At 42.0% G+C, this 24,722-nt stretch carries 24 protein-coding genes; 6 read left to right on the forward strand and 18 right to left on the reverse strand.

Annotated elements, in window-relative coordinates:
- Genes G459_RS0104400 through G459_RS30615 form a run of 5 tightly spaced genes read left to right on the forward strand, consistent with a single transcriptional unit; the run spans position 1 to position 9,678 of the window.
- The gene (locus G459_RS0104400) at positions 1–1,599 is read left to right on the forward strand and encodes an RNA-binding domain-containing protein (protein ID WP_026966551.1); all 1,599 of its coding nucleotides are present in this window, start codon (positions 1–3) and stop codon (positions 1,597–1,599) included.
- Positions 1,600–4,716, forward strand: a complete 3,117-nt coding sequence (locus tag G459_RS0104405; RefSeq protein WP_026966552.1) for a type III restriction-modification system endonuclease — start codon at positions 1,600–1,602, stop codon at positions 4,714–4,716.
- 7 nt (positions 4,717–4,723) lie between these two features.
- Positions 4,724–5,815, forward strand: coding sequence for a hypothetical protein (locus G459_RS0104410; protein ID WP_026966553.1), 1,092 nt, complete (start codon positions 4,724–4,726; stop codon positions 5,813–5,815).
- Between the two features lie 58 nt (positions 5,816–5,873).
- The gene (locus G459_RS0104415; protein WP_245588126.1) at positions 5,874–9,032 is read left to right on the forward strand and encodes a helicase-related protein; all 3,159 of its coding nucleotides are present in this window, start codon (positions 5,874–5,876) and stop codon (positions 9,030–9,032) included.
- A gap of 1 nt (position 9,033) precedes the next feature.
- Positions 9,034–9,678, forward strand: coding sequence for a DUF4391 domain-containing protein (locus tag G459_RS30615; RefSeq protein ID WP_026966555.1), 645 nt, complete (start codon positions 9,034–9,036; stop codon positions 9,676–9,678).
- A 65-nt stretch (positions 9,679–9,743) separates the two neighbouring features.
- Here G459_RS30615 and G459_RS30130 read toward each other — a convergent pair whose 3' ends face one another.
- From G459_RS30130 to G459_RS0104445, 5 genes are all read right to left on the reverse strand, one after another.
- Complete coding sequence (locus G459_RS30130; protein ID WP_169724997.1) at positions 9,744–9,917, reverse strand: hypothetical protein; 174 nt, start codon at positions 9,915–9,917, stop codon at positions 9,744–9,746.
- A 156-nt stretch (positions 9,918–10,073) separates the two neighbouring features.
- The gene (locus G459_RS26805; RefSeq protein WP_051315066.1) at positions 10,074–10,664 is read right to left on the reverse strand and encodes a porin family protein; all 591 of its coding nucleotides are present in this window, start codon (positions 10,662–10,664) and stop codon (positions 10,074–10,076) included.
- A 310-nt stretch (positions 10,665–10,974) separates the two neighbouring features.
- Positions 10,975–11,190, reverse strand: coding sequence for a hypothetical protein (locus tag G459_RS0104435; RefSeq protein WP_026966556.1), 216 nt, complete (start codon positions 11,188–11,190; stop codon positions 10,975–10,977).
- Positions 11,191–11,498: 308 nt separating this feature from the next.
- Entirely contained in the window at positions 11,499–11,825 is a 327-nt protein-coding gene (locus G459_RS0104440) for a hypothetical protein (protein ID WP_026966557.1), read from the reverse strand.
- Between the two features lie 63 nt (positions 11,826–11,888).
- The gene (locus G459_RS0104445; protein WP_026966558.1) at positions 11,889–12,383 is read right to left on the reverse strand and encodes a hypothetical protein; all 495 of its coding nucleotides are present in this window, start codon (positions 12,381–12,383) and stop codon (positions 11,889–11,891) included.
- Between the two features lie 352 nt (positions 12,384–12,735).
- On the opposite strand from G459_RS0104445, the gene G459_RS28815 reads away from it, so the two are divergent.
- Entirely contained in the window at positions 12,736–13,461 is a 726-nt protein-coding gene (locus G459_RS28815) for a helix-turn-helix domain-containing protein (RefSeq protein WP_157373275.1), read from the forward strand.
- A gap of 19 nt (positions 13,462–13,480) precedes the next feature.
- Here G459_RS28815 and G459_RS0104455 read toward each other — a convergent pair whose 3' ends face one another.
- The 13 genes from G459_RS0104455 to G459_RS0104515 form a co-directional block, all read right to left on the reverse strand.
- Positions 13,481–14,143: a hypothetical protein gene (locus tag G459_RS0104455; RefSeq protein ID WP_157373276.1), complete on the reverse strand. Its 663-nt coding sequence runs from the start codon at positions 14,141–14,143 to the stop codon at positions 13,481–13,483.
- A complete protein-coding gene (locus G459_RS0104460) occupies positions 14,121–15,047 on the reverse strand; it encodes a DUF4099 domain-containing protein (protein ID WP_026966560.1) in 927 nt (308 codons plus the stop codon). The genes G459_RS0104455 and G459_RS0104460 overlap by 23 nt, the downstream gene beginning before the upstream one ends.
- Positions 15,048–15,057: 10 nt before the next feature.
- Complete coding sequence (locus G459_RS26815) at positions 15,058–15,690, reverse strand: M23 family metallopeptidase (protein WP_051315068.1); 633 nt, start codon at positions 15,688–15,690, stop codon at positions 15,058–15,060.
- Positions 15,691–15,702: 12 nt separating this feature from the next.
- Positions 15,703–17,694 (reverse strand): type IV secretory system conjugative DNA transfer family protein, encoded by a 1,992-nt coding sequence (locus G459_RS0104470; RefSeq protein WP_026966561.1) that lies wholly within the window; start codon positions 17,692–17,694, stop codon positions 15,703–15,705.
- Between the two features lie 42 nt (positions 17,695–17,736).
- Entirely contained in the window at positions 17,737–18,573 is an 837-nt protein-coding gene (gene traN / locus G459_RS0104475; protein ID WP_026966562.1) for a conjugative transposon protein TraN, read from the reverse strand.
- Positions 18,574–18,579: 6 nt separating this feature from the next.
- A complete protein-coding gene (traM, locus tag G459_RS0104480) occupies positions 18,580–19,803 on the reverse strand; it encodes a conjugative transposon protein TraM (RefSeq protein WP_026966563.1) in 1,224 nt (407 codons plus the stop codon).
- Positions 19,793–20,083 carry a hypothetical protein gene (locus tag G459_RS0104485; protein WP_157373277.1) on the reverse strand — a complete coding sequence of 97 codons (291 nt, stop codon included), beginning with the start codon at positions 20,081–20,083 and terminating at the stop codon, positions 19,793–19,795. Before G459_RS0104485 ends, traM begins: the two co-directional genes overlap by 11 nt.
- A gap of 118 nt (positions 20,084–20,201) precedes the next feature.
- The gene (gene traK, locus G459_RS0104490; protein WP_026966565.1) at positions 20,202–20,810 is read right to left on the reverse strand and encodes a conjugative transposon protein TraK; all 609 of its coding nucleotides are present in this window, start codon (positions 20,808–20,810) and stop codon (positions 20,202–20,204) included.
- Positions 20,807–21,967 carry a TraJ family protein gene (locus G459_RS0104495; RefSeq protein WP_026966566.1) on the reverse strand — a complete coding sequence of 387 codons (1,161 nt, stop codon included), beginning with the start codon at positions 21,965–21,967 and terminating at the stop codon, positions 20,807–20,809. Before G459_RS0104495 ends, traK begins: the two co-directional genes overlap by 4 nt.
- Complete coding sequence (locus G459_RS26820; RefSeq protein ID WP_051315069.1) at positions 21,964–22,746, reverse strand: hypothetical protein; 783 nt, start codon at positions 22,744–22,746, stop codon at positions 21,964–21,966. The genes G459_RS0104495 and G459_RS26820 overlap by 4 nt, the downstream gene beginning before the upstream one ends.
- Positions 22,743–23,405 (reverse strand): hypothetical protein, encoded by a 663-nt coding sequence (locus G459_RS0104505; protein ID WP_026966567.1) that lies wholly within the window; start codon positions 23,403–23,405, stop codon positions 22,743–22,745. Before G459_RS0104505 ends, G459_RS26820 begins: the two co-directional genes overlap by 4 nt.
- On the reverse strand, positions 23,402–24,055 hold the full coding sequence (locus G459_RS0104510; RefSeq protein WP_026966568.1) for a hypothetical protein: 654 nt from the start codon (positions 24,053–24,055) through the stop codon (positions 23,402–23,404). The genes G459_RS0104505 and G459_RS0104510 overlap by 4 nt, the downstream gene beginning before the upstream one ends.
- Positions 24,052–24,714 carry a hypothetical protein gene (locus G459_RS0104515; RefSeq protein ID WP_026966569.1) on the reverse strand — a complete coding sequence of 221 codons (663 nt, stop codon included), beginning with the start codon at positions 24,712–24,714 and terminating at the stop codon, positions 24,052–24,054. The genes G459_RS0104510 and G459_RS0104515 overlap by 4 nt, the downstream gene beginning before the upstream one ends.
- Positions 24,715–24,722 lie beyond the last annotated feature (8 nt).

Below are 24,722 nucleotides of genomic sequence, written 5' to 3' on the forward strand. Positions count from 1 at the left end.
ATGGCCCTACCGGTAAATATCGAAGAGCTGGTGCATGGAAACACCATCGAATGGGAACGACTCGAGTTCAAGCAAGGCTGGAACCCGGAGGATACCATCCATTCCATGTGTGCCTTTGCCAATGACCTGCATAATTGGGGAGGGGGATATATCATTGTTGGAATAGGAGAAAGAGAAGGACAACCCATTCTCCCTCCAGCAGGACTGCCACAAAATCAATTGGACACCATCCAGGGAGAAATCATTCGACTGGCTGTCAACATCCAGCCCAACTATTTTCCGATCACCCAACCTTATGTATTGGATGGCCAGCATATCTTGGTCATTTGGTGTCCAGGGGGCGACAATCGACCCTATTCTGCTCCCCGTACTTTAGGGGAAAAAGGTCAGAGACACTATTATGTGCGGATCGGATCACGAAGCATTGCAGCCCAAGGAGACACCCTAAGAAGGCTATTGGAATTGACTGCCCGCATACCTTTTGATGATCGGGTAAATAATCGGGCAAGACTCGATGATTTAGACTTCGGATTAATCCGTGAATACCTGCAGGAAATACGAAGCGAATTATTGGAAGAAAGCATATATATGCCGTTTCCGGATGTATGCAAGGCCATGCTGATTGCCAAAGGGCCCAGCGAAGACCTCCGGCCAGTCAATGTAGGGTTACTGTTTTTTTGCAAGCATCCGGAGCGTTTTTTTGAAAGAGCCTGGATTGAGTTGGTCTGGCATAGAGATGATTCCGGTAAAAACTTCCGGGAGGCCACGTTCAAAGGACCTTTGCATGAGCAGCTTAGAGATGCACTATCTTTTATTAAGAGCTATATCCTATCTGAGCAAGTGATCAAGCATGCTGATCAAGCTGAATCGGAACGGTTTTTCAACTATCCATTTGGAGCCATTGAAGAAGCCTTGTCCAATGCGGTTTATCATAAAAGCTATGAGCACGGTGCTCCCATAGAGATCCAGATCTTTCCAGACAGCATGACGATTTTGAGTCATCCAGGTCCTGTTCCTCCAGTGAATGCTCAGGTTCTTTCTACCCAAAAGAGAATCATAGCCCGGGAGTATAGAAACAGGAGAATCGGTGATTTTCTGAAGGATCTCAAACTTACCGAAGGTCGGGGTACTGGTTTTCCCACGATCTACAACGCTATGGAACGAAACGGTTCTCCCAGTCCCACTTTCGAAACGGACGAACAAACCTATGTGCTGGTCACACTTCCTGCGAGACGTCTCGAAAGTAACACAGCCAGTATCGGAGCTAAAGTACCTTTATTCAATATTATTGAGGATGTTATTGAATATGGTAACGGAGTTGGTATCGGAGTAAGTAACGGAGCTCGGGATGGAGTTTCGATCATAAATGATTCAGTTCATGATCGGGTTAAGGAGATGCTTATGCTGTTGCTGGAAAAGAAAAAGCGCGCAGAACTTTTTAGGCGTATGGGATTGAGTAATCAAACCAAGAATAGAGAAAGGTATTTGGACCCTTTGATCTATTTTGGCTGGGTGCAGAAAGAGCATGAAGAAGACACGCATCCCGGTCAAAGGTATTTTACCAGTGAAAGCGGCAAGAGAATTTTAGAACTGATGTAGATGAAACTCCAATTCAAAGAACAATTTTTCCAGCTGCAGGCTGTTAAGTCAGTAGTCGATGTATTTCAGGGACAGGCCTTGAAATCCAATACCTTCACCTTGGAGCGAAGTAAGGAACTGATCCGAAAAGCCAAGGAAGCTGCCTTGGGTACTAAAGGCATTGAGTTTGAAAATGACTTGATGGAAGATATTGGCTACCGAAACGCTACCATCCAAATCGGTCCGGATGTGATCTTGGATAATATTCAGGAAATCCAGAGAAAAGACAATCTTATGGAAATCCCGCAGCTCCAAAAGCCAAAAAGCAATTTGGGCTACAATCTGACTATCGAGATGGAGACTGGTACCGGTAAAACCTATACCTATATCCGAACCATGTATGAGCTCAACAAGCATTATGGCTGGAGCAAATTCATCGTTATCGTTCCATCTATCGCAATTCGGGAAGGGGTATACAAAACTTTCCAAATCACACAGGATCACTTTCAGGAGCTCTATGGGCACCGCATCGCCCCATTTATTTACAATTCCTCCAGACCCCAGGACATTGAGAATTTCGCTTCGGATTCAAGGATCTCGGTGATGATTATCAATACCCAGGCTTTCAACGCCCGTGGGGCCGATTCCCGAAGAATCTACATGGAACTGGATCAGTTTGGCAGCAGGAAGCCGATTGAAATCATCTCCCAGACGAATCCTATCCTGATCATTGATGAACCTCAGTCTGTAGAAGGAGAAAAGACCCTGGACAGCATGCAGGATTTTAACCCCTTGTTTACACTCCGATACTCTGCCACGCACAAAAACGAATACAACAAGATCTATCGCTTGGATGCTTTGGATGCATACAACCAAAAGCTCGTCAAGAAAATCCAGGTTAAAGGCATCAATATCAAGGGTTCCACTGGGACAACTGGTTATCTCTACTTGGAGCAGATTCAGCTCAGTACTTCCAAGCCTCCCCGGGCAGTGGTCGAATGGGAACTCCGATCTGCCAGCGGTCAAGTCAAACGGAAAAGACAAGCTCTCGACAAAGGGGGCAATTTCTTTGATCTATCTGATGGCATGCCTCAGTACAAGAACTGGATTTTGACCGATATCGATGGATACCGAAATCAGATTACGGTTAATGGAATGATCCTACAGGCTGGTGAAGCGGTGGGAGATTTAGATGAGAAGACGTTCCGCAGGATTCAAATTCGGGAGACTATTCAGTCCCACCTGCAAAAGGAAAAAGTCCTGTTCAAGAAAGGTATTAAAGTCCTTTCACTTTTCTTCATTGACTCGGTGGACAAATACCGGGTGTATGACAAGGACGGAAATGAGGAACTGGGGGAATATGTCAAGATTTTCGAAGAGGAATACAACCTGCAACGAAGCGAGTTCCTGGATCTTTTCAATGAGGAATACAACACCTATCTGCAGGAAACAGATCCTGGAAAGGTCAGGGCCTATATGCCCACGGATTACCTGGACTATCTCAATCGAGACGATGCCAGCAAGGTTCACAATGGATACTTCTCGATCGACAAGAAAAAGAAAATGGTCGATCCATCGGTAAAAAGAGGTTCAGACGAATCAGATGATATATCCGCCTATGACTTGATCATGAAGGATAAAGAGCGATTGTTGAGCTTTGAAGAACCTACGCGCTTTATCTTTTCCCACTCTGCTTTGAAAGAAGGCTGGGACAATCCCAACGTATTCCAGATCTGTGCGCTCAAGCAGTCCGACTCAACAGTCAGAAGAAGACAGGAAGTGGGCCGAGGGATGCGACTCTGTGTCAATGATCACGGGATTCGGCAGGATTTTGAGACGGTGGGTGATGAAGTCCACGAACTGAATAAACTTACCGTGATTGCTTCTGAGGCATATGAGAAATTCGCCAAAGGGCTTCAGGATGAAATTGCTGCTACACTAAAGGATCGGCCTGTTAAAGCAGACGAACGATTCCTGATCGGAAAACTCATCACAGACGGCAAAGGCCTTCAAGTCCGCATTAATGATGATCAAGCACGAAAGATTAACCGGCTACTCTACAAGGCGGACATTTTGGATGAAAATGATTCCATAACTACCATAGGCCGAGAAAAAATAGAAGCCAGTCAGATTCCTGTTCCGGAAGAACTGATTCCCTTCAAGGAGGACATCGTGAAACTGCTGAAGTCAGTGTACAGCAGCGAAGTGATGAAGCCGGAGAATGACCGGGGAATGGTGACTGTAGCTGTGAACAAGAACTATTACCGGGAAGAGTTCCGGGCACTATGGAACAAAATCAATATAAAGAGCATCTATGAGGTCCAGTTTGACTCCGAAAAGCTAATCAGAGATTCCAAAATCCGGATCAACAAAGACCTGTACATCTCAGACCGGATATATGAAGTCAAGACTGGGGAATTCAAGGGTGGAGAAAAAGCTGATGTCGAATCAAATTCGGCATTCACTGATACCAACAGAACACATGGAAAAATTCGGGAAGATATCTACACCAATGCCACCTATGATTTGGTAGGAGAACTGGTTCAGCAGACCAATCTGACTCGAAGAACCATAGTGGAAATTCTGAAAGCCATCGAGTCTAACAAGTTTGCTATGTTCAGGAAGAATCCTGAAGAGTTTATCATGAAGTGCGGTTCCCTGATCAACGAAGTCAAGGCAAGCCTGATCATTCACAACATTGTGTACCACAAGACCGACGAGCGATACGATGCCGCGACAGTTTTCACTAATGACAAGCAGGCATTAAGGCAGTCCGAACAGCTCAAAAAGCATATCTATGACTTCCTGATTTCGGACTCCAAGACCGAGGCAGAGTTTGCCAAGAACCTGGAACTGAGCACGGCGGTAACCCTTTATGCCAAGCTACCCCAGAGCTTTTACATCACAACTCCAATAGCCCGATTCAGTCCGGACTGGGCTATAGTATTTGACAAAGAGCAAACCAAGTACGTGTATTTTGTAGCTGAGACTAAAGGTTCCGAAGCAGAAATGGAGCTCAAGGGTATCGAGCAGCTAAAAATCCATTGTGCTGATGAGCACTTCAAAGCCATCTCAGGCGCCGAGGTTAAGTTTGCCAAAGTGGCGAGTTATGAAAGGATGTTGGAGATTATAAATTGAAAAAAAAATGCAAGCAGGGCATATTAAAGGAGCAATTCTTGAATTCATTATTAGAAACATCTTAAAAAGCTGTGGATTCACTAATGTAGTTGCGGATCCGCCCTACACATTCAAAGATGGTGACTTATTTAAAATAAATGGAAAGGGAGCGGCTCATGATGCAGATGTAATTATGGAACCACCAATTCAAATTCCATTTTCATACCCAATGAGAATTATTTTTGAATGCAAAGCTTATGCCGACAAAATAAAACTTGAGGTAGTGAGAAATGCCGCAGGCCTGAGAGAAGACATAAATAATTTTGAAATTGTCACAAAGGATTTTCTTAATCAGAGAATTAGAAAAAAAAGGTCAGAATTTGCTTTTGAAAACAGAAACCGACATTTATATCAAGTTGGAGTAGCATCGGTTGGTGAATTTACTAAACCAGCTATTGAATTTGCCGTTAACAATAAAATCCCGTTATTCTCAATAAATGAAAATTTTGATTCATTTACCGCTACTCAAATCAATTTGATTACCCAAACAATAATCGACTCATTTGATCAAGATGAGATTCAGAATTTATATACTTTTTTAAAAGATAGAGAGGGGGATTTGGATGACCCTAAATATCAAAGAGCCTTAAAAGTACTCCAAACAGAAGGTCCTTTAGGAGATATAACTTCAATTTCGGGCTATTTAACAAAAAGAACAAATGTCGGAATTCTTAACAATGGACAGATTATTTTCTTATACAGTGTCCAAGATCAAAATCTTCTTTTTGATTCAAACATGAATTTGAAATATAAAGCAGAACTTCATTGGCATCGTCCTAATTACAATAGTTGGACTTTGGAAGTATTTCCTGAAAATGATGCAACCTCAAAAATCGATTTTAAATTTTTTCTTCCCGCCCAAATATTAAAAGAATGGGGAGACTCCAATTTCGATAAAGCTAAGGCTCTTGAATTGAAAGGCAATTACTTTTCAAAAATCATGGTATTCAATAAGGGTGGTGATAATATTTTCCCATTATCAATAATCAAGTTAGATGAAAATTGGCTTTCCCGACTGAAAAGTGAATTAAATGAAAATCCAGGTAATGAACCTTATTGACAACATCACCACCCGTCTTGGAGACGATCTGAAGCAGGAAATCAAGCGAGGAAGTAGAATGGCTATTGCTGCCTCCTCATTTTCAATTTATGCCTTTGAGGCACTAAAGAAAGAGCTTCGGGGAGTTGAGCAATTGAGGTTTATTTTTTCCTCACCGGCATTTGTGGAAGAAAAGTTTCAAAAGCAATCCAGACAGTTTTACATCCCTCATATCTTCAAGGAAGCTGATCTATGCGGGGGTGATTTTGAACTCAGACTCAAGAATGAATTGACCCAACGTGCCATCGCCAAGGAATGTGCTGCTTGGGTTAAAGAAAAAGTACAATTCAAGTCGAATATTCAAGTCAACCAGCCGCTCTATGGAATGATCCATTCTGAAGACAAAGAAGGGCAAGGGGTAGCATACACGAATATTAACAACTTTACCACCGCTGACCTAGGATTTACGCCAAAGCTGGGTTTCCCCACATTAATTCATAAGATAGCCACGCCAGAAAGCAAGGCCTACTTGGACTGGTTCAATCAGGTTTGGAATAATCAGGAAAGCCTTCAAGACGTTACCTCACATGTTCAAGAATACTTTGAAAATGCCTTCAAAGAGAACAGCCCCGAATTCATCTACTTCATTACCCTTTACAACATCTTTAATGATTTCCTGGATGACATATCCAGTGATTCCTTACCTAATGATCAAATAGGATTTAAAGATACTCTGATCTGGAGCAAGCTGTACAATTTCCAAAAAGACGCAGTGATCGGAGCTATTAACAAGCTTGAGAAATATAATGGCTGCATCCTTGCAGATTCTGTGGGACTTGGAAAAACCTTCTCTGCATTGGGAGTCATGAAATATTATGAACTTCGAAACAAGGATGTGCTGGTACTTTGTCCTAAAAAACTTGAAGCAAACTGGAATACATACCGAAACAATGACAAGGACAATTTTTTAGCAAAGGACCGATTCCGATATGATGTACTTTTTCATACTGATCTGAGTCGAGATAAGGGCGAAAGCAATGGAAGAGATCTGGAGCGAGTCAACTGGGGCAATTATGGTCTAGTGGTCATCGATGAGTCACATAACTTCCGAAACAACAACCCAAACATTGATAAAGAAAATCGGTATCAAAGACTCCTTAGGAAAATTGTCAAAGAGGGTATTGAGACCAAAGTCTTGATGCTATCTGCAACTCCGGTCAACAACCGATTCAATGATTTAAAGAATCAACTTGCCTTAGCCTATGAAGGTAATCCAGGAAAGATTGATGGGAAGCTCGATACTGAAAGAGGAATCGATCAAATCTTCCGTAGAGCGCAAACTGCCTTTAATACTTGGTCCAGGTTAGATAATGTAGAAAGAACAACCGAAGTCCTCTTAGGCATGCTTGACTTTGATTTTTTTGAAGTCTTGGACAGCTTGACCATTGCCAGATCAAGAAAACACATTACCACTTATTATGATACCACTGACATTGGAGAATTCCCGGCGAGGAATCAGCCAGAGTCCATCCAGGTTCCATTGAGTCAATATGCATCTATTACCTATCGGGAAATTGCGGAGAGTCTGGTAATGCTCAACCTTTCAGTGTATTCGCCGATGAACTACATCAAACCAAGCAAAATTCCGTTTTACGAGGAGCGCTATGATCAAAGAGTAGGGACGGGTCGTCTTAGGCAGAAAGACCGTGAAACAAGCTTAAAAGTGCTCATGCGGATCAATCTTTTGAAACGTCTGGAAAGCTCAGTTGACTCATTCAGAATTACACTTCGGAACATCCGAAATCAAATTCAGTCAGGAATAATAGCAATTGAAAAAGGAGATTTATCAGATACCTATTCCGGCATCGAAGCCAATTGGGGTGATGAGGAATTTGATTGGGAATCAGCTTGGGGCGATGAAGAGCAAGTCTTTGGCAGGAAGGTTAAAATCCATGTCGCTGATATGGATACGAGGAGATGGGGAGAAGACCTCAGAGAAGACCTTGCGGTAATTGATGGCCTCTTGCTTGAGATTTCTGAAATCAAAGGAAAGAATGACTCTAAGCTTCAAAAACTGAAGCATATCATATCTACCAAAGTAGAGTCCCCATTCAACCCGGGTAATAAAAAAGTACTTGTCTTCACAGCATTCGCAGATACTGCAAATTACTTGTATGATGAGTTGAAGGATTTCATGTTGGAAAAATTTGAAATCAACACTTCAATCATCACCGGTTCAAAAAGAGCTTGTACCTCAAAGAGAATCCCAACAGAATTGAATGCGCTTCTAACCTGCTTCAGTCCCATTTCAAAAAACAAGGAATTGATTTATCCTGGTATAAAGGATTCTATAGATCTCATAATCGCCACGGATTGTATATCAGAAGGTCAAAACCTGCAGGATGGTGACTATATGATCAATTATGACATCCACTGGAATCCGGTAAGAATCGTCCAGCGGTTTGGCAGGATAGATCGAATCGGTTCTAAGAATAAGACCATCACCATGGTCAACTTTTGGCCGGATATCACCCTGGATTCTTATATCAACCTTAAGCAGCGCGTAGAAAGCAAAATGGCCATAACCAATATGGCCAGCACAGGAGACGATAACTTATTGAGAGTTGAGGAACAGGAAATGGAGTATCGAAAGATTCAACTTCAAAAGCTCCAGAAGGAAGTGATCGACCTTGAGGATTTGCGTGAAGGCGTCAGTATTACTGACCTTGGATTAAATGATTTCCGCATTGATTTATCGAACTATATCAAAACCTATGGGGATTTAAAAAGTATTCCTCAGGGGTTACATGCAGTGGCTGCCTCAAAATTCAATCTACCTCCAGGTGTGTTCTTTGTTTTGAAAAACATTAATACAACCGTGAATATCGACAAACTGAACAGGCTCCATCCTTACTACATGGTTTATATTTCCCAGGACGGTCAAGTTATACACAACCATGTTGACGCTAAGAAGAATTTGGACGACTTCCGAGCCTTAGCTAAAGGATTAAACACTCCTGACAAGAAACTATGCGATCAACTTGCGATCGAGACGGAAGATTACCGGGAAATGGCCAACTATTCCAATTTGCTCAAAAAGGCGATTGGCTCAATTCTAAAAAGCGAAGAGGAAAAAGATGTATTAAGCCTGTTTAGAGCTGGTGGCACCACTGCGTTGGTTGAAAAAATCAAAGGCATTGAGGATTTTGCGTTAATTTCATTTTTGATTGTGAAGTAGAATGACTCCGATCAGTCAACTACCCAAGCCAACCCAAGTTAACAAGGTAATCCCCAAAAATGCCTTTGATTCTTACTGTACTGCCCAACAGAAAAGACTCTTTACTGAAAAGGTTGAGAAAATCAGATGGACGAATAAATTGGCCTGGGAAACCATCAACTTACCGTCAGTTCAAATAAAAGAAATCCAATGCTTTGAAATCGACCTCAGAGATCGAGAAGGAATTGATGAGGTTTTGAAGATTATAGATCGTGCAATCCCCTACCCGATTCTTTTTAGTCTTTCATTTGGGACTTTCATGAAAAGGCTAATCTCTCAAAAACACCCTCACCCTACCAATGAGGATAATGCCGTGGTTGACTGGACTTTTGAGTCTCCCTGGACAGCAGAGCCCATTGAAATCCATTTTGATTTGAGAGAGAATTTAGATGAGGTTTTCCGGAGGCTATGTTTAGCGGTATCAGGGGAGAATGAGCTTCAAATGGGAATTGATCAGCTGGTCACATTCAAAAAAGAATCACAGGACTTAGAAAGCAAGATTCAAAAGATCAAATCCCGAATTGCAAATGAGAAGCAATTCAATCGAAGGGTTGAATTGAATCTGGAATTGCAAACTCTTGAAAGAAGGTTAAAGTATTTGGTTTGAATAACTGAACAACGAAATGCAGAAAACATTTTCCCAGCCAAAAAAAAAGCCCCGAAGGGCTTTTTTCAAGATTCATCCGAATCCTGTTCTTTGACAGAAACGTAAACCGTGTGGGTTTTTCCGTACTGATCAGGTTCTTTTAGCTTGGCGACATTGAACTTGACGAAGGTTTCTCCTTCATACTCGAAGGTGTGGTTTTGAAGCTCGGCCATGTTCAGGCTCACTTCTACGATGTCCATGTTTTCGACTTGCTTTCCTTTACGGGCCCACTACTACAGAACTAAAAATCGGATACTTTGGGTCTGTAAAATTTGCAAAGGCAAAGGACCTTTCTCTAGCAAATTAACTAGATCAAATTTGACCCTAATGGATCTTCAAAAGAAATTAGATACTTTTTAAAAATATGCTTTAACTGTCGTTTTTATAGCTCTGTTGTATACTGAATTGGAAATTTCGCTTATGTTAGCGAATCCATGTTCATAAATTAATTGTATCTGCAAGGTTTTTGAAGGGCTATACCCTAGACCAAAAACTCCTGCAATGTCGGTGTCTTTCCACAATGCCTTTGCTTCGGCTCCTTTTACTGTAATTTTAGTATCTCCTTCTCCGAAAATCATTGCAGAGGATAAAAGAAATGACGGCTGGGGTCCTCCAATAATACTGAACCGCTCTCCCAGTTGAAAATCAAAAAGTAAAGGAATATCTAAATAGCCATTTCTCACCAATGAATTAACATTGTCTAAATTCGTCTTAGCACCCTTAGTTGCAAAGTCAACACCAGGTTCAAAACGAATAGCACTTGAAATTGGAAGGGATGTAAAGGCACCCAACGAAAATCCGTTTCGGAAATTGGTGTCCTTCCCTCCAGAATCTTCTCCTTCAAAAGTGGTTATTGAAAATCCCAACCTGAATCCGTATTTAACATCTTGAGCATTGATGGACGTTGTAAATGCAAATGCGAGTACAAAAAAGAGAATCCTTAACATGGTCGTTATATTTAAGTGAATTGAATCAAATGGATTTTGAAATTTTCAACAAAAAAATTCTCATTGACAACTGAACAAAATTTAATATTAGTTGAGTTCTCATATTGTCTGATACGATATCCATGAGATTAATGTTTTTCCTTTACTAAGAAATTATTTTTCATGAAATTAATAGTTGTTGGTTCTATACCTTTTGTATCTCCACGTAATTTGGGCCATTAGCTAGTTTGATTCCGTTCTGACAACTTATTTGCACCAACAGAGAAAAAATAAACAATTATAAAGAAGCCCCGAAGGGCTTTTTTCAAGATTATTCTGAATCCGATTCTTTGACGGAAACGTAAACCGTGTGGGTTTTTCCGTACTGATCAGGTTCTTTTAGCTTGGCGACATTGAACTTGACGAAGGTTTCTCCTTCATATTCGAAGGTGTGGTTTTGAAGCTCGGCCATATTCAGGCTCACTTCTACGATGTTGCTATTTTCGACTTGCTTTCCTTTTCCGATGTACTTTTTTGAGAATGCCATAGTATTTTGGTTTTAGTTAAAATTTATGCAGGTCATTTAGGATAGCCGGGAAAGTGAGAAAAAATTAGAATTTAAAAACTGGGAGGTAGTCCGTAGGAGACCCTGTTTTTAGAAAATTCTGCTGGAAGCCTCAATTTTTTGAAACTGACAGGCTGTCCGACCTTTGTGCATACAATTGGATAAAACCGGAATAGGGCTTCGTTTACTCGGTTCGTATAGCTAGGAAAACTACAATTAGGAAGTCGATTGCCATCATATATTCAAGCCAGCCGACGGATGAAATCTTCTGTTCTGGACGAGAGCGGAAACTACATCAGTTTACCAAAATCACTGAACGAATTCTCTCTTAACAGTTCTTTCACCTTCCCTTTTCTAACCTTGTTGGCTTCAATTTGCTCAAAGGACAGCAAAAGCTTCATCAACATAAATCTCAGGTCCTTATCGGTTAGATCAATTCCGTTCTGCCGAAACGACTCCTCTATAAAGGATTTGGCATTGTAAGGATATACCACTTGACCTTTGAAAGCTGCGTCTGCCGGGTGTACCACTTCATTATACATGTTCATCAGAACTATTCCGTCATCAGCCTTGTCAAGTAGGTTCAAGGCATTTTCTACTACTTTTTTGATACTCATTGGGTGTGTTAAGTTTCTGATTTAAAAATAGGCAAATGTTCGAGATAAGGAGCTTTCCCCTGCTTATTGGATAGTGATCTCTTCAGCAAGTGGAACCGAAGTTTCACCAGGTGGCAAAGCCTCATAATCGTATTGTAGATAAACCTCACCATCGGCCAAAACACTGACTGTCGCCGAAAGCGGCTGGAAAGAATCGTTAGTATCCGTTCCCAAGTGAACGGCATTGAAAACTAAGCCCAGGCTGTGGATTGGGGCTGAGGAAGTGGCCGCAATGGTGGATATTTCAGGCTCAAAAGAAAGCGTATAGGTATTGCCCTGTTCAATTACCTGAGTCCAATCGAGTTCGGTCGGCTGGTCCAACACAGGAGCGACAAAAGTAGATGTGCCGCTCAGCATACTATGAACCGAAAATGTCACCAGATAGTCATCGTAACTACCATCCATTGCAATTTCGATGATAACGTCCTTTTCCACCAATTTGGGATTTTCATCTTCTGAAGAGCAGGCAAGGGACAGGCTGACAAGAAAAAGGAGGAGGAGGTAATTCAGTTTTTTCATCGTGAAATTGGTTTAATTTAAAAATTCTGGTTTAAGCATAGTGAGCTGATAAATATAGCATAACCATATTAATTGACCTCGTTCAAAAACCGTTTATCGTCTTGATTAAATGACTTAACCCCCTTCTGTTTTGGTTTTTATGTGCTAACTGTTGGCAATAATACCTTGTGAACGAAATAGGACCCTGGCGAAAAATTGAAAAATGAATACTTTTTCAGTTTATAGGCGTACAACGACAAATCTCTAAAATCAAATGTCAGTAAAATGTCGGTTGAATGTCGTGGTAAATCCCATTTTAAGATTAAAATTAAACTCTAAATTGTAGTTGGGATTTCTCAAAACATCTATCAGAATGACTAAAGAAGACTTTGGAAGAAAATTGTTTCAAATCAGGAATGCTAAAGGATTAACACAGGATGATCTTGCAAAAAAATGCAAAATCACAGCTAGGACAGTTCAGAGGATCGAGGCCGGCACAGTTACTCCAAGAGCTTTCACCATCAAATTAATTTCCGAAACTCTTGAATTTGACTTTTTTGATAGTCATTACCGCTTACCTGAAATTAATTCTGACAATCAAAAATTCAATGCTAGTCGAAACCGAGTAACCCACTTCTTTAAAGATCTCCTTAATTTAAAATCCAATGCCATGAAAAAGATTTCAATTCTGTCTCTATCCCTATTGCTGACCAGCTTTTTTTTCGCGAAAATCTTAAAGACTGATGCACAATCTGTCCCCTTGGATAAAACAAAAAATCTATCTATAGAGCTTAATAAGGATAATTCTATATCAAAGGTTAACGCATTTTTCACAAATGATCTTAGCCTAGATGAACTTACTGAAGTAAAAAACAAATTAGCTGAAAATGGTATTAACATTCATTACAGATCTCTTGAGTTTGATGAAAATGGAGGTTTGTTAGGCATTACTTGTGATGTTGATTGCACAGATGGTTTTAAAGGAAGTTTTTCAATTGGCATGTTGAACTCCATAAATAAAGATCGACGGGTAGGATTTGTTCGCAACTACTCGGATGATGCAGAAACACCATTTTGTACCGGTGGATGCAATCTTTAAACATAGCAAAATCAAATTATCAGACCGCATTCCAATACACTTGATTAAGCTGATAAAAGGACTCAACTCCCTTTTGCTTAGGTTTAAATGTCCGGACGGTTTGAGAGATTCCTTGTGAAATGCAGTAGGTTCGAAGCGAAAAGGTGAAAATCGATTCCTTCGAGACTTTATCGTTCTTTTGGTTTTTAAGTTGAACCCAATCATCGGACAAAAGATACCGGCAGTCCCTATCGTGAACTAGATCCTGGACTTTACAATCCATCACCCTTCCCAAAATCGAGGCACTAAAAACCGTATTGACCTTCGCTTTTTTTGAGACCTTCTTGAATGCTTGGTTCAGCAAGTTCCAGTCAAACTCGGCCCCAATGATTAAAAAGCCAGCTTCATGAAATGAAATTCTGGCTTTGAATTGATTGGCAAAGCAGATGAGAGAAGCATAGGAGTCGGAGACAAAAATTGACTGAGAATTTTCAGAAAGATTCAGGACAGAAATCCCTTTGGAAGCCTGCTTGTTCCGGTAAAAACTCAGGATTTCACAATCCACTTTCTTGCCATGTTTACCAAAGAAGTCAAAAACGATCTGGCCCGTTTTATCCTGATAGGCAAATTTGGAAAATAGACGTTGGGTATCTATTTCAACCCCTTTGTAGCTCAAAATATCAAAGGTCTCTGTCAAAGCCATTGTCTTGTTCGGAGCGTTTTCTTGGTTTTTTTCCTTCTTCAGTATCGATGCTGTTTAGCCGTTTGATGGAATTTATATCAAAGTCATCCCTAACCGCTTTTGGTAGTGTGGAATCTGCCGAAATTTTGGAATATTCCTTCTTGATGTTGTTCAAATCACGGACTGCATCCCTGTCATTTGGGTTTCGGGAAATCCTTTGCTCTACTTGTTTTTGAACCTCCTTGATCGCTTGAAGGTATCCTTCGCTATAGGCTTTATCCTCCTGCCTTTCCTTTCCGAGCAATTTCTGGACGCCTGTGAGCAGTAGGTAGGACAGTCCTCCATCCAGCAAAACCGAAAGAACTAATCCGGATTTATTTGATCTGATGCCCTTTGGAGAGGAAGGCGAAAGTTGAAATGCTGTTCCATCTGCCAACAGCACTGTTTCCCCTTCCTTGTATTTCTTCTTTTGCTGTGAATTGAGTTCTTGCCCGTTTACCAATTGGGGAGCTTTGATGTCTCGGGGATTGTAGGAGAGAAATTGTTTGGTTCGCTGGTCGTACTCAATGATTTCGGTCTGAATGTTACCTTCTTTGTCAACATAGCTTTTCTTGATGTTGGCCAATTCCTTTCGAACAAGCCGATAACGTTCAGCTTCATTCAAATCCGGATGAAGATTCGGTTCCCTGTAAACCGGATCAATCCGCAAGGCCGGATTCCCATCTTCTCCTCTTACTATAGAAAGTCTGGCCGGTAATTTATCGATGTAAATATCCTTCCCTTTCAGGTCGGTCAATTCCACGATATCGGTTATCCCTCCATTCTTCAGTGCGTTGACTTCCTTTTCTGGAATAGTAAACTTTCCGTTTTTGATGACTCCAAAAATCTCCAGATCCTTCATCGGTAATCCATTTTGGCTTTGCATGTTGTTTGCTTTATGGTTTTGATAAATAATTGATTGCCTCTTCTTTGGTCGATAGTCTTGAGATCAATTGAATGAATAAGACTGGATTGACATATTCCTTTCCCTTTTTGATGCTCAGGTGCAGATGATCCCCGGTAGCTCTTCCCGTACTTCCGGAAATTCCCAGGATTGTACCTGGTAAGACTCGCTCGCCCTTATCTACAAGGGATTGAGAAAGGTGACCATAGATCGATTCATAGTTGCCGTGTTGGACTTTGATAAAAATTCCCAAAAGCGGATCATCGCCCACTGACACAACGGTTCCGTGGAGCATGGAAAAGACCTTTGAACGATTGGTTTCAAGATCGATTCCCCGATGAAATTTTGGCTCTCCTGAAAATGGACCGGAGCGGTAGCCAAACTCTGAAGTGAGGGAAAAATCTTCCAAGGGAAGGGAAGCCAACACAAGCTCTTCCTCTTTTTCAAAGGGTAGTACTCGTTTTGACAAAGGGTGAATTTCGGATCTCTTCGCTTCTTGCTTGAATTCAGTTGGCTTGACCACTTTCACAGAAGTCAATTCCTTTCGAAATTCAATGGAATTGAATTGAGGATATGCCTGGTGAGCGGCAAAAAGAAGAAGTAAGATCGATAGCGTCCTTTGCATGATTTCGATGACTTAATTTACGGTTGCCATTTCCCTGTGCTTTTCAATAATGTCGGTAACCTGTCGGTGGATTTTTTCAAAGTGCTTGGTCAGGATCTCTTCTTTCTTGCCTTGGAAATCATAGAATTTTGGAGTGGTTCGATAGGAATTTTCTTCTTGCTTGATCTCTTTCATTTCAAGATTGACCCGACAATGAACATTTGAGGTTTTGTATTTCCCGTCAAACTGAGTCCCTTCCGTAGCGATAATTCCCGCAATTTCCCCGGTATGCATGGACGCTATTTTTCCCGCAGGAATCAGTGGATCGTATCGCTCACTATACGAAATCGAGGTTTTGTCCCGATCTATAGAAACACTCTGGCCCAACTGCCTACGCTTTCCAAACAACATCTCCAACCAAGACAGCGTATCCTTATGGCGGACTGAGCCACAAAGCACGTTTCCGATCACCGAGGTCATGGTCGATGCCGTATCCTTTCCCTGAAGCTGATTTAACTGGGGCAGTTCCTGCAAGCCGAGCAAAACAGCTACTTTATTGCTCCGGGCAGTAGAAATCAAGTTTTCGATTTTATGGATGTAAAAAGTCGGCGCTTCATCCGCTATCAAAGCGGTTGGCAGATTCCCTTTGGTGTTGATCAACCGGGTCAGCCGGTTGATGATCACAGAATAGCAGGTACCGGTGATACTCTGCGTTTCGGTACTGTTGGCAAGGACTAGAATGGATGGGCTACTTGGATCCGAGATCTTGAGGTCGAAATCATCCCCGCTGAAAACCCAAGCGGTTTCTTTGGTATTCAGTCTGGAAAGGAAAATCTTCAAGGTTCCGACCTGCCCTTCCAGCTGTTTGTAAACCTTCTTTTCAAAGGCACTTCGAAAGGGAGATACCATGGATCTGAGTTCGGGATATTTGGTCAGACAGTTAAAAATATCCTCGTAATCCCTGTTTAGAAAATCCAGCACATGGGCGAAGGTGGAATATTTGCCCTCCTCGTATCGAGACACAAAAAAGATACAGGCCGAGAGAAAGTTGATGGCCGATTGCTCGAAAAACTTATCAGCTCCTCCGGACGAATCAGATTTTTGAAGGGATTGAAAAATAGCTTCTGCTGTTTCAGAAGCATTGGCCACTGTTCTCAAATACCTTCTGTTCATCGGATTGATCCTTCTGGAATATTCTACCTCGTCCAGATTGATCACATGGAATTTGAAATTTGGGTTTTTCTTTTTGTCCTGAGCTTTCAGATAGTGGATGTAGGCAATCTGAGCCAAATCAGGAAACTTGAAATCGTAAAGACACATGGTGAATCCCTTGCCAATCATCTGTCGAATAAAGGGATTGATCACACCAAATGACTTCCCCGAACCTGGGGTTCCAATCACGAAAGTCCCTCTGAATGGATTGACTAGGTTGATCCATCCTTTTCGGACTTTTCCCCTGTAATAGAACTTCATAGGGATGTTTACTGAGTAAGGATTTTCGATTTTTTTGGTGTCTTGCATGAAGGACTCCCCTTCGACATTCCATTCATCCTTTCCCAGACCCGATTTTATCAATTTCGACACATTGTCCAATGACGTATGGATCAAAACAGCCCCTATAAATAAACAGAGACTGTACCCGAGGTCTTGGATGGAAGTGAGGTCCAACACCAAAAATGAATCTTCCAGTGTGTAGAGATAGATAGAACCAAAGAATAGGATCAACCCGATGGTAAAAGGAAAAATGATCTGACTTCTCGGGTTATAATCCAGGTTCTTCCTAGAAACTGTACCTATGGCTGATAGGCAAATTGCTATCAAAATGGCCACTTTGCCAATAAGTACATTATCGTAAATCTTCAAGTTTCGCAGCTTTTCAAAAAGAGGAAAAAGAAACCTCCCCATCCCATCCATGGCTAACAACTGTGGAGCATAGACAAACATCAGAATGTCCAGAAACACCATCAGGTAAACAATGAATTGAAAGGTTGCGTGAAGGCTTTTTAATTCTCTCTTCTCATTCATAGCACGGACTTAGCTGAGGGGAAAATCATTCATTGGTAGATTTTACAGTGTGTCTGCCGCCAAAAGATCGGCGTACTTTATCTCTAAGGAGAGCGTCCTTCCGCTGATTTGGGATTCCGAAAGCTCGATGGTAAACACCTTGGAATTGGGGAAGGTGAATTTTTTGAACACGTAGATATTGCGATATTTCTTCTCAAAGCTTTCTGGCGTGAAGAGCTGATATTCCGGTTCTATCTCAATGGATTGGACATTGGTTGCTTTGGTGATTCGCTTGTCCTCGATCTCAAATCTCACCTGGTCTAGATCAAATTTGAGATTAGTCTTGTTTGTGAAGGAGATGTCCAAAAAGATATAATCGTCAACGGTGTAGATACTATTTACCTGACCGGAAATCCCATACTGGCTGCTTTTGGTGATCTTATCCTTCTTCTTCCCTTTAAATGCCTCTATTGAAAAGTATCGAAGCTCTTGATCACTCAGGGGGATTTTACCGACTTCCAACGGACTGGTATTGATAGGAAGAATTTCAATTTGGGTCTTCAGCTGGCGCTCATCATGAGCATACCATAAATCGTACTGAGCGATGAATTTCTGTCCTATTATGGTGATCACCCCCAAGGATTTATTGTATCCATTTAAGTCGGAAACACTGTCACGAATTGCTTTTACCCGAAACACATTCTCCAATGGAATATCCCCGATCATATTGTCAGTCGAGATATCGACGTACTGGATAGGCTCAGGAGAAAGAAAGTGAAGGGAAATTTCCTCGTCGATATAGATCCTTGGAAGCTCTGTTTTTAACCGAGTTTCGTTTTGTTGAGCACAAACCGAAACGGAGAGGACCAAAAATAAGAGTGTTATGATTTTGAGTTTCATGGCGAATCAGTTTTGGTTTTGCATCCTTTTTTCGTTTTCCTGCAATTCGTTGGCATCAATCAGATAGACAGAAGTTCCATATTTGATATTTGCCTTGTTCTTTTTGATGGATTTAGAGACGGCTTGGGAAGTTGAGGTGAACATTCTCTGAAGAGCTGACATATACAGTTGGCTCATTTCATCCGAATTTTGCTGCATGCTGATATTCATTCCGCCCGCAGTATTGCTTCCGAGTTCTTTGGAAAACTCGCGAAATGCACTAGCCGGGACATACAGTCCTTCCATTCCGTCCACATCATAAATGGAAAGTTCAATCGGATAGATTTGATCGCCCAGCATCACGGATGAAATTGTCAATTTCACGCGTTGGGCGTCATACCCTGAAATCAATGCATAGAGATAGGTCCCTTCCCTGACTAGGGCATTGCCAATCAGTATATCATCTAAAAGTCGGATTCTCAATCTGGCTCCGAGGGTACCGCTCTTGATATCCTGGTCAATGATTGCTTCGATGAACTTTCCTTTTTTTTTTATGGTGACGGTATTGAATAAAGTAGCTGAACCTTCAGACTTTTGAACTCGATAAACTGCGTTTTCGGTGTCTTTTGCTTCTGGTTGGCTCTCCTTCTCTTTTTGCTGTAACTCCTGATAAGCCGGATCATTCGCTTTGGAAATGGAGTCTATCACAGCCATTTGAGCTTTGAAAAGATCCATGGGATCTTCGTATTTGCTTGCCGGAAGTTGGGTCTTTTTCCCTTCCAGCTGATTGATGGCATTCAGCAATTCTTCATCTTCCTTAGAAAAGCTTTGTCGTCTGGAAGGTTGGGGAGTAACCGACGGAATCGAATTGCCCGCATCAGCTTTGGCAGAGTAGCGGCCTGAGTTTTTTAAAGCGTTGTCGATGGAATCCAAGAGCCTTTTTTCCTGCTCATTATAAAGCGTTTTGATTTGGCTGGATTCTTCCACCTCGAGTTCCAATCCTTTGATAGCCGTGTATCCATCATTTGCCCTTTTATAGGTTTCTCTGGAAGCATTCAGTTTGGAATCAAGCGGTTTTTTCTGGATCTGTTCCGATACTTCGCCGATCTCAGATTGGATTCCACTGATTCCCTGAACAGGCTCATCAGGACTGTCTTGGCTGAATGATTTATACCCGTAAAACAGCAAACACAAAAACGGGAGCATGATAATCGGCAGAATGTATTTGGGTTGTTTGAAGTCAATTTTCATGGGAGTGGTTATTAAAGTATTGTAGATGTTCAATTGCTTTTTCCAGATAGGCTGAATCCGTCTTGGAAATGGAATCCTGAGCGATGATTCTGTCTATTTCAGCTTTTAACTCCGCCATTTTCGCAGCTCTAAGGGTCAAATCCTGTATTGCTGAAAATTCGCCTGACAGCTCTCCCGGGATGGGCTTTAGCTCTTTTTTGAAATTCTGAGCCTGATTTTCTGAGGTAGGCTTCAGCACAAAAAAGGTCAGTATGAAAGAGGATACGATGAGAAGGAGCATGACACAAAAAATGATTTTGGCATGACGATCCATCAACCCCTTCAAATGGCCATTAACTCCAGCCAGGTGAGGAGAAAGCTCATTTTTAAGCTCTTGGAAAATGGTTGTATCCCGATCCTTAGAATGTGTTTTTCGAAACATTGCTCAGGTCTTTATTTTCAATGGTTTTCCAATTCGTGATCAATACCCCGTGGCTGTTATTTTCACTTCTCGGGATATCAATCAATTCCCCCTCTGTGATGATCGACCTGGTGATCGTGGCACTTCTCCGATCAATCTTTTGCCTACCGTAATACCGAAACCTGTTCTGATCGAGGACAATCGAATCCGTCTGAATAGAAAGCACAGAACTTGAGGAGAGAATGGAATTGAAGTAGCCCTTTTCTTTCAGGTTATTGTATTGGCCAACCCCTGTCTCATCCACGAAGTACATAGCCCTGCTCATTTGATATTCGATGTGCTTATCGTCGGGAGTCAGGTTGAAAAAAAGGCTATGGAATAAGTCCACTGCTGCTTTGTACTCAGCTGGCCTATTCATTTGCATATTGGCCTGCTTGGCCAAAATGGGGATATCATTATCAAGGATATAAATGGACTGCCTTGCGTTGGCTACCTGTTTATAAGCGTAAACCGAAACGAACCCGCAGATAATGATTGAGGTAATCAGGCTCCCCAGTGAAAGAACCGTTGCCAATCTGATTTTTGATTCAATGTTTTGGATGATCATGGTTGAATTAGTTTAGCTCTTGAAATTGATTTTGACGCTGAAGATCCCATCCTTCCGGCGGTGGTTGCTGCCGAGGAGATTCCTGAAGTGGAAATGATCCAAGTGGAAATCGAGGGCACGGTGGTAATGGCAATAGCGCTGACAAAAAATGCCACAATCACCAGCCCGAAACTCAAAAAGCCATTGGATGCCAGCCAAGCCATTTTTTCAAGTCTATCCGCCCCGCCACCGGTTGAAAGCAAGTACTCGTACTTGTCAATCTCGACCTCCAACGCATATTGTTGGAGTCTTCCTGTGATGTAGAGAATCAAATAGGCCACTCCCACATAAAGGTTGACGGAGACGAACCTTGCTATCCAAGTGGTGAACGCATCTCGAAATGCAGGAAGAATACTCGCCACAACTGAAAATGGTCCGAGTATTACCAACACCGTCGAGTAGATTATCTGCAACATGAAGATGATATAGACACAAACCCTAAGAATCCATATGGCCACCAATTCGATGATTTGGGTAGCAAGCAGTTGAAGGCTGGTTTGCATCCTTATCCTCATTTGGACAATTGGAGCTAAAATCTGATCGGAGAAAAACCCTTTTACTCCATCCACCACCACCGTCCCTAAATCTTTATCGGATTCTTGCGCCTGTTCAGATGCCATCTCAGTCACTGCCTGATATTCTACCAGCTGATCAGCCATCTCGATCATGTAGGCCGCGCGGTCAAGTCGCAACGCATTATTGGTGTCGTTTTGAGTCCCGAAAAGCACTTCTGTTTTGGTTGCAATCAAATCGGTAGGAAAAGCGATGATCTGACAGAAAATTGGCCACCACATCAAAAGAATCACCAAAGCAAATGGCCTCAAGAGGGGCATAATTTCAAGTTTCTTGTCACCTGCCATCATTTCGTAGCATTTCAGACTGAAAAAAATCAGCATGAAAATACATGCCAACGTCTGCGCGTCTCTCATGAAAGGATCGGAGTGAGCAAAGCCATAATTCCTCATTTCTTCAAAGAAGGTCATCACTCCCCTGTCGTAAATGCTGTTTCCCTGCAAATAGCTTATGGTCTCCTTGTACTGGTCATGGTTGGCCGATTGTGCAAATCCGGAGATTGACAAGCCAAGGAAAACAGATAGTCCTGTGAACAACTTCTTCATTTTAGGACTTGGGTTTGGTTAGCAATTTTCTTGGCTCTGTCCTCCTCGCTTTTTGGATCTGAAATGATAATCTCTCCGCTGATTTTCCACTGGTTCAACTTCCGGAAGGCAAGCATATTTGAAGTCATGTCCAGCTTGTATTGCCACTTTTTAAGGACATCTCTCATTTCAAGCATGATTCTGTGATACATCAGAATTCTTTGCCCTCTTTCCATATCCAGGTTCTTGGCAAACTCATACCTCTCTGAAAGCGAAGCCATGTTGTCAACATACCATTGGTAAGCACCATGATCGGTCATGTAATTGATTTCTTCTGCCCGAACTCCCTGGAAAGCTGTGGCTTCAGGATCTTCCAAAGGCTTCAGCTCTCGCTTATAATAGAATTGGTAAAGAGGATCTGTTCCCGAAAAAGCGCCTGAAATGCGAGCCATCTCAGCTGTTGCAAGGTTCTTGACAGTATCTGAGTGCTGCTTGTAGTAGTTGGAGGAAATCTGCATGGCCGCTGCCAACCCTAACCTTTGAGTTTGTTCTCCCCTTGGAGATAATGGCCTTCTGTCCAGATCCGGATAATTGGGATGCAATCCCCAGGTGGCATACCAAATTGGATTCGTCGGGATCCCAAGTATTCTCTTCGGTTCAGGATAGAATTTATCCTCATCCCATTGCTTAAAGACCATCCGTTCCTGCTGAGCTACAATAGCTTTATCATGGATGGGAGTCTGCCCGTAGCTTTGGATACAAACAGAAAAAAGGATCAAAAATGAGAGAGTATGCTTCATCGGGTAAGGATTTTCTGTTTGACGATGATTTCATTGATCAATCCTAAATCACGATTGATGTAAGCTTGGTAAGGATTGAGGGATCGGATTATCCAGTTAGTCTTAGCCCAATAGATGCTGTTTTTTGCTGCAAGTACCAAGGCAAGAATTACCTGCAATTCCTTCTGGACTGTATTAAGCAGCTCGTCCCGGACATTGTAATTCATCAGGAGGTTATCCCCTTCCTTGAGAATAAGGGATGAAACGTCCGTGGCCAGGTTGAGACTTCTGTTTTTCGCCTGAACCGTGTACTCTTCCACAAAAAGAAAAAGGATGGGATTGTCGGCTGCCAACTGGAACGCCTCGGCGGAAATGGAACTGATATCCAAGACCGTCTCAACTATCATTCTTACCTGAATTGCGTTCTTGAACCCTTCATTAATTTGGGTCAGGGAGTTGACAATCATGGTTTGAACCAGTGCCAGGCTGGATGAATTGAGAATGATATCATCGGTGTTTTGCCTGATGATATCCAACGTTTGATGATACCCTATCTCGCTGGCATTCCTTACTGCAGCATTGGCATTGACTATCGAAAAATGTTCTTTGTCAAATACAACGGTCTGGGCGTAGGATTCAAAAGCCCAGAAACACATGAAAAGAAAAAAGAGATTCTTCATCGAGTCAGGGTTTTGGCGTTTTGAATGATTTCTTCTACCAAAGCCATTTCCGTTGCTACATACTGTAAGTATGGATTGACTCCCCGCTTCCTTTCGAGATGGTGTTGAAGTGATTTGGAAACGGTATAGGAAAGTCCGTTGATCTCCCTTAGTTCGTCCAGAATATGCTGGAAAAGGATTCTTCTTTCCGAAACTTTCATCTGGTTGACCACTCCGATACTTGCCGAAAGCCCAAGGAGGTAATTCAACAGCGAGTAGGATCTTTCGACGAAAACCCGCTCAGACTCTACAGCAAAGAGCAATAATTCCGAATCTTGGCTACAGTAGAAAACGATTTGCTGTTGGTTATCAATAATAGAGTTGACCAATGGCTCAGCCGCAGCACCTATTCCAAAAGCATCGATAACTATGGAGAGTTTTGCAAATCGATCCTGAACGGCTCGGTATTTCTCCTTTACCGACTTGACCAAATTGTTATTGACCTCTTCATTAACCGAGTTTCTTCCTTGATTTTCCTTTGCCTCTTTTTGAAGGTTATATTCGGATTTAGATTCCTCGACTAGCTGGTGGAGAAGGGCCACATTGGTTTGGGCAAAATTCATCCCAATGGTTGCCAACAAAACAAAAGGTAAAAGCCAAATTGATTTCATGGTTGCAGGGTTTTGGCTTTTCTGGCTATATCCTGAGCAAGCTGGATATCCATGTTGATGTAACCTTGAAAGGGATTTAAGGCCCTCACAAACCCTTTCATCTGAGCGAAATACATGGATCGATACATGCCATAAGTGTAGGATCGAAGGATGACCATCTCAGTCAAAATCTGATTGATCAGTTTTGACCTTTCTCCTGCATCCATGAGATTATTCTCTCCTCCCCTCAACACAAAAGACCTGACCTCCAAAGCCAAAGAAGTTGCCCTTTGCTGAAATAGGGTGGCATTCCGTTCGGCAAACAAGAGTAAAGCGGGATTCTCTCCGGCCAATTCCACCACTTGGCTGAGGTCACTTGAAATCCCGGTGGCTATTCGTGCGATTTCCTGCACATTGGAAAGATTGGTCAAAATCGAACTGACTTCAGAAAGCCCTTTATAGATTTTGTCCTGCATCGTGTTGACAATGGTCAGGTTTCCGGTAATCGCCAGCTGACCCCTCTCAATCAAAGTCAACCTTTCATTGGTGGCATTAAGCTGGGAATTGATCACCGCAGAATGAGCAGCCGTTGCACCCGCTACCGCAGGATCCACATATACAGTCTGCCCAAAAGCATATCCCGAGAGGATCAGAAATACCAGTATGTTCAAACTTCTCATCTTAGTCA

This window comes from Algoriphagus terrigena DSM 22685 (assembly GCF_000429445.1).
GTDB classification, from domain to species: domain Bacteria; phylum Bacteroidota; class Bacteroidia; order Cytophagales; family Cyclobacteriaceae; genus Algoriphagus; species Algoriphagus terrigena.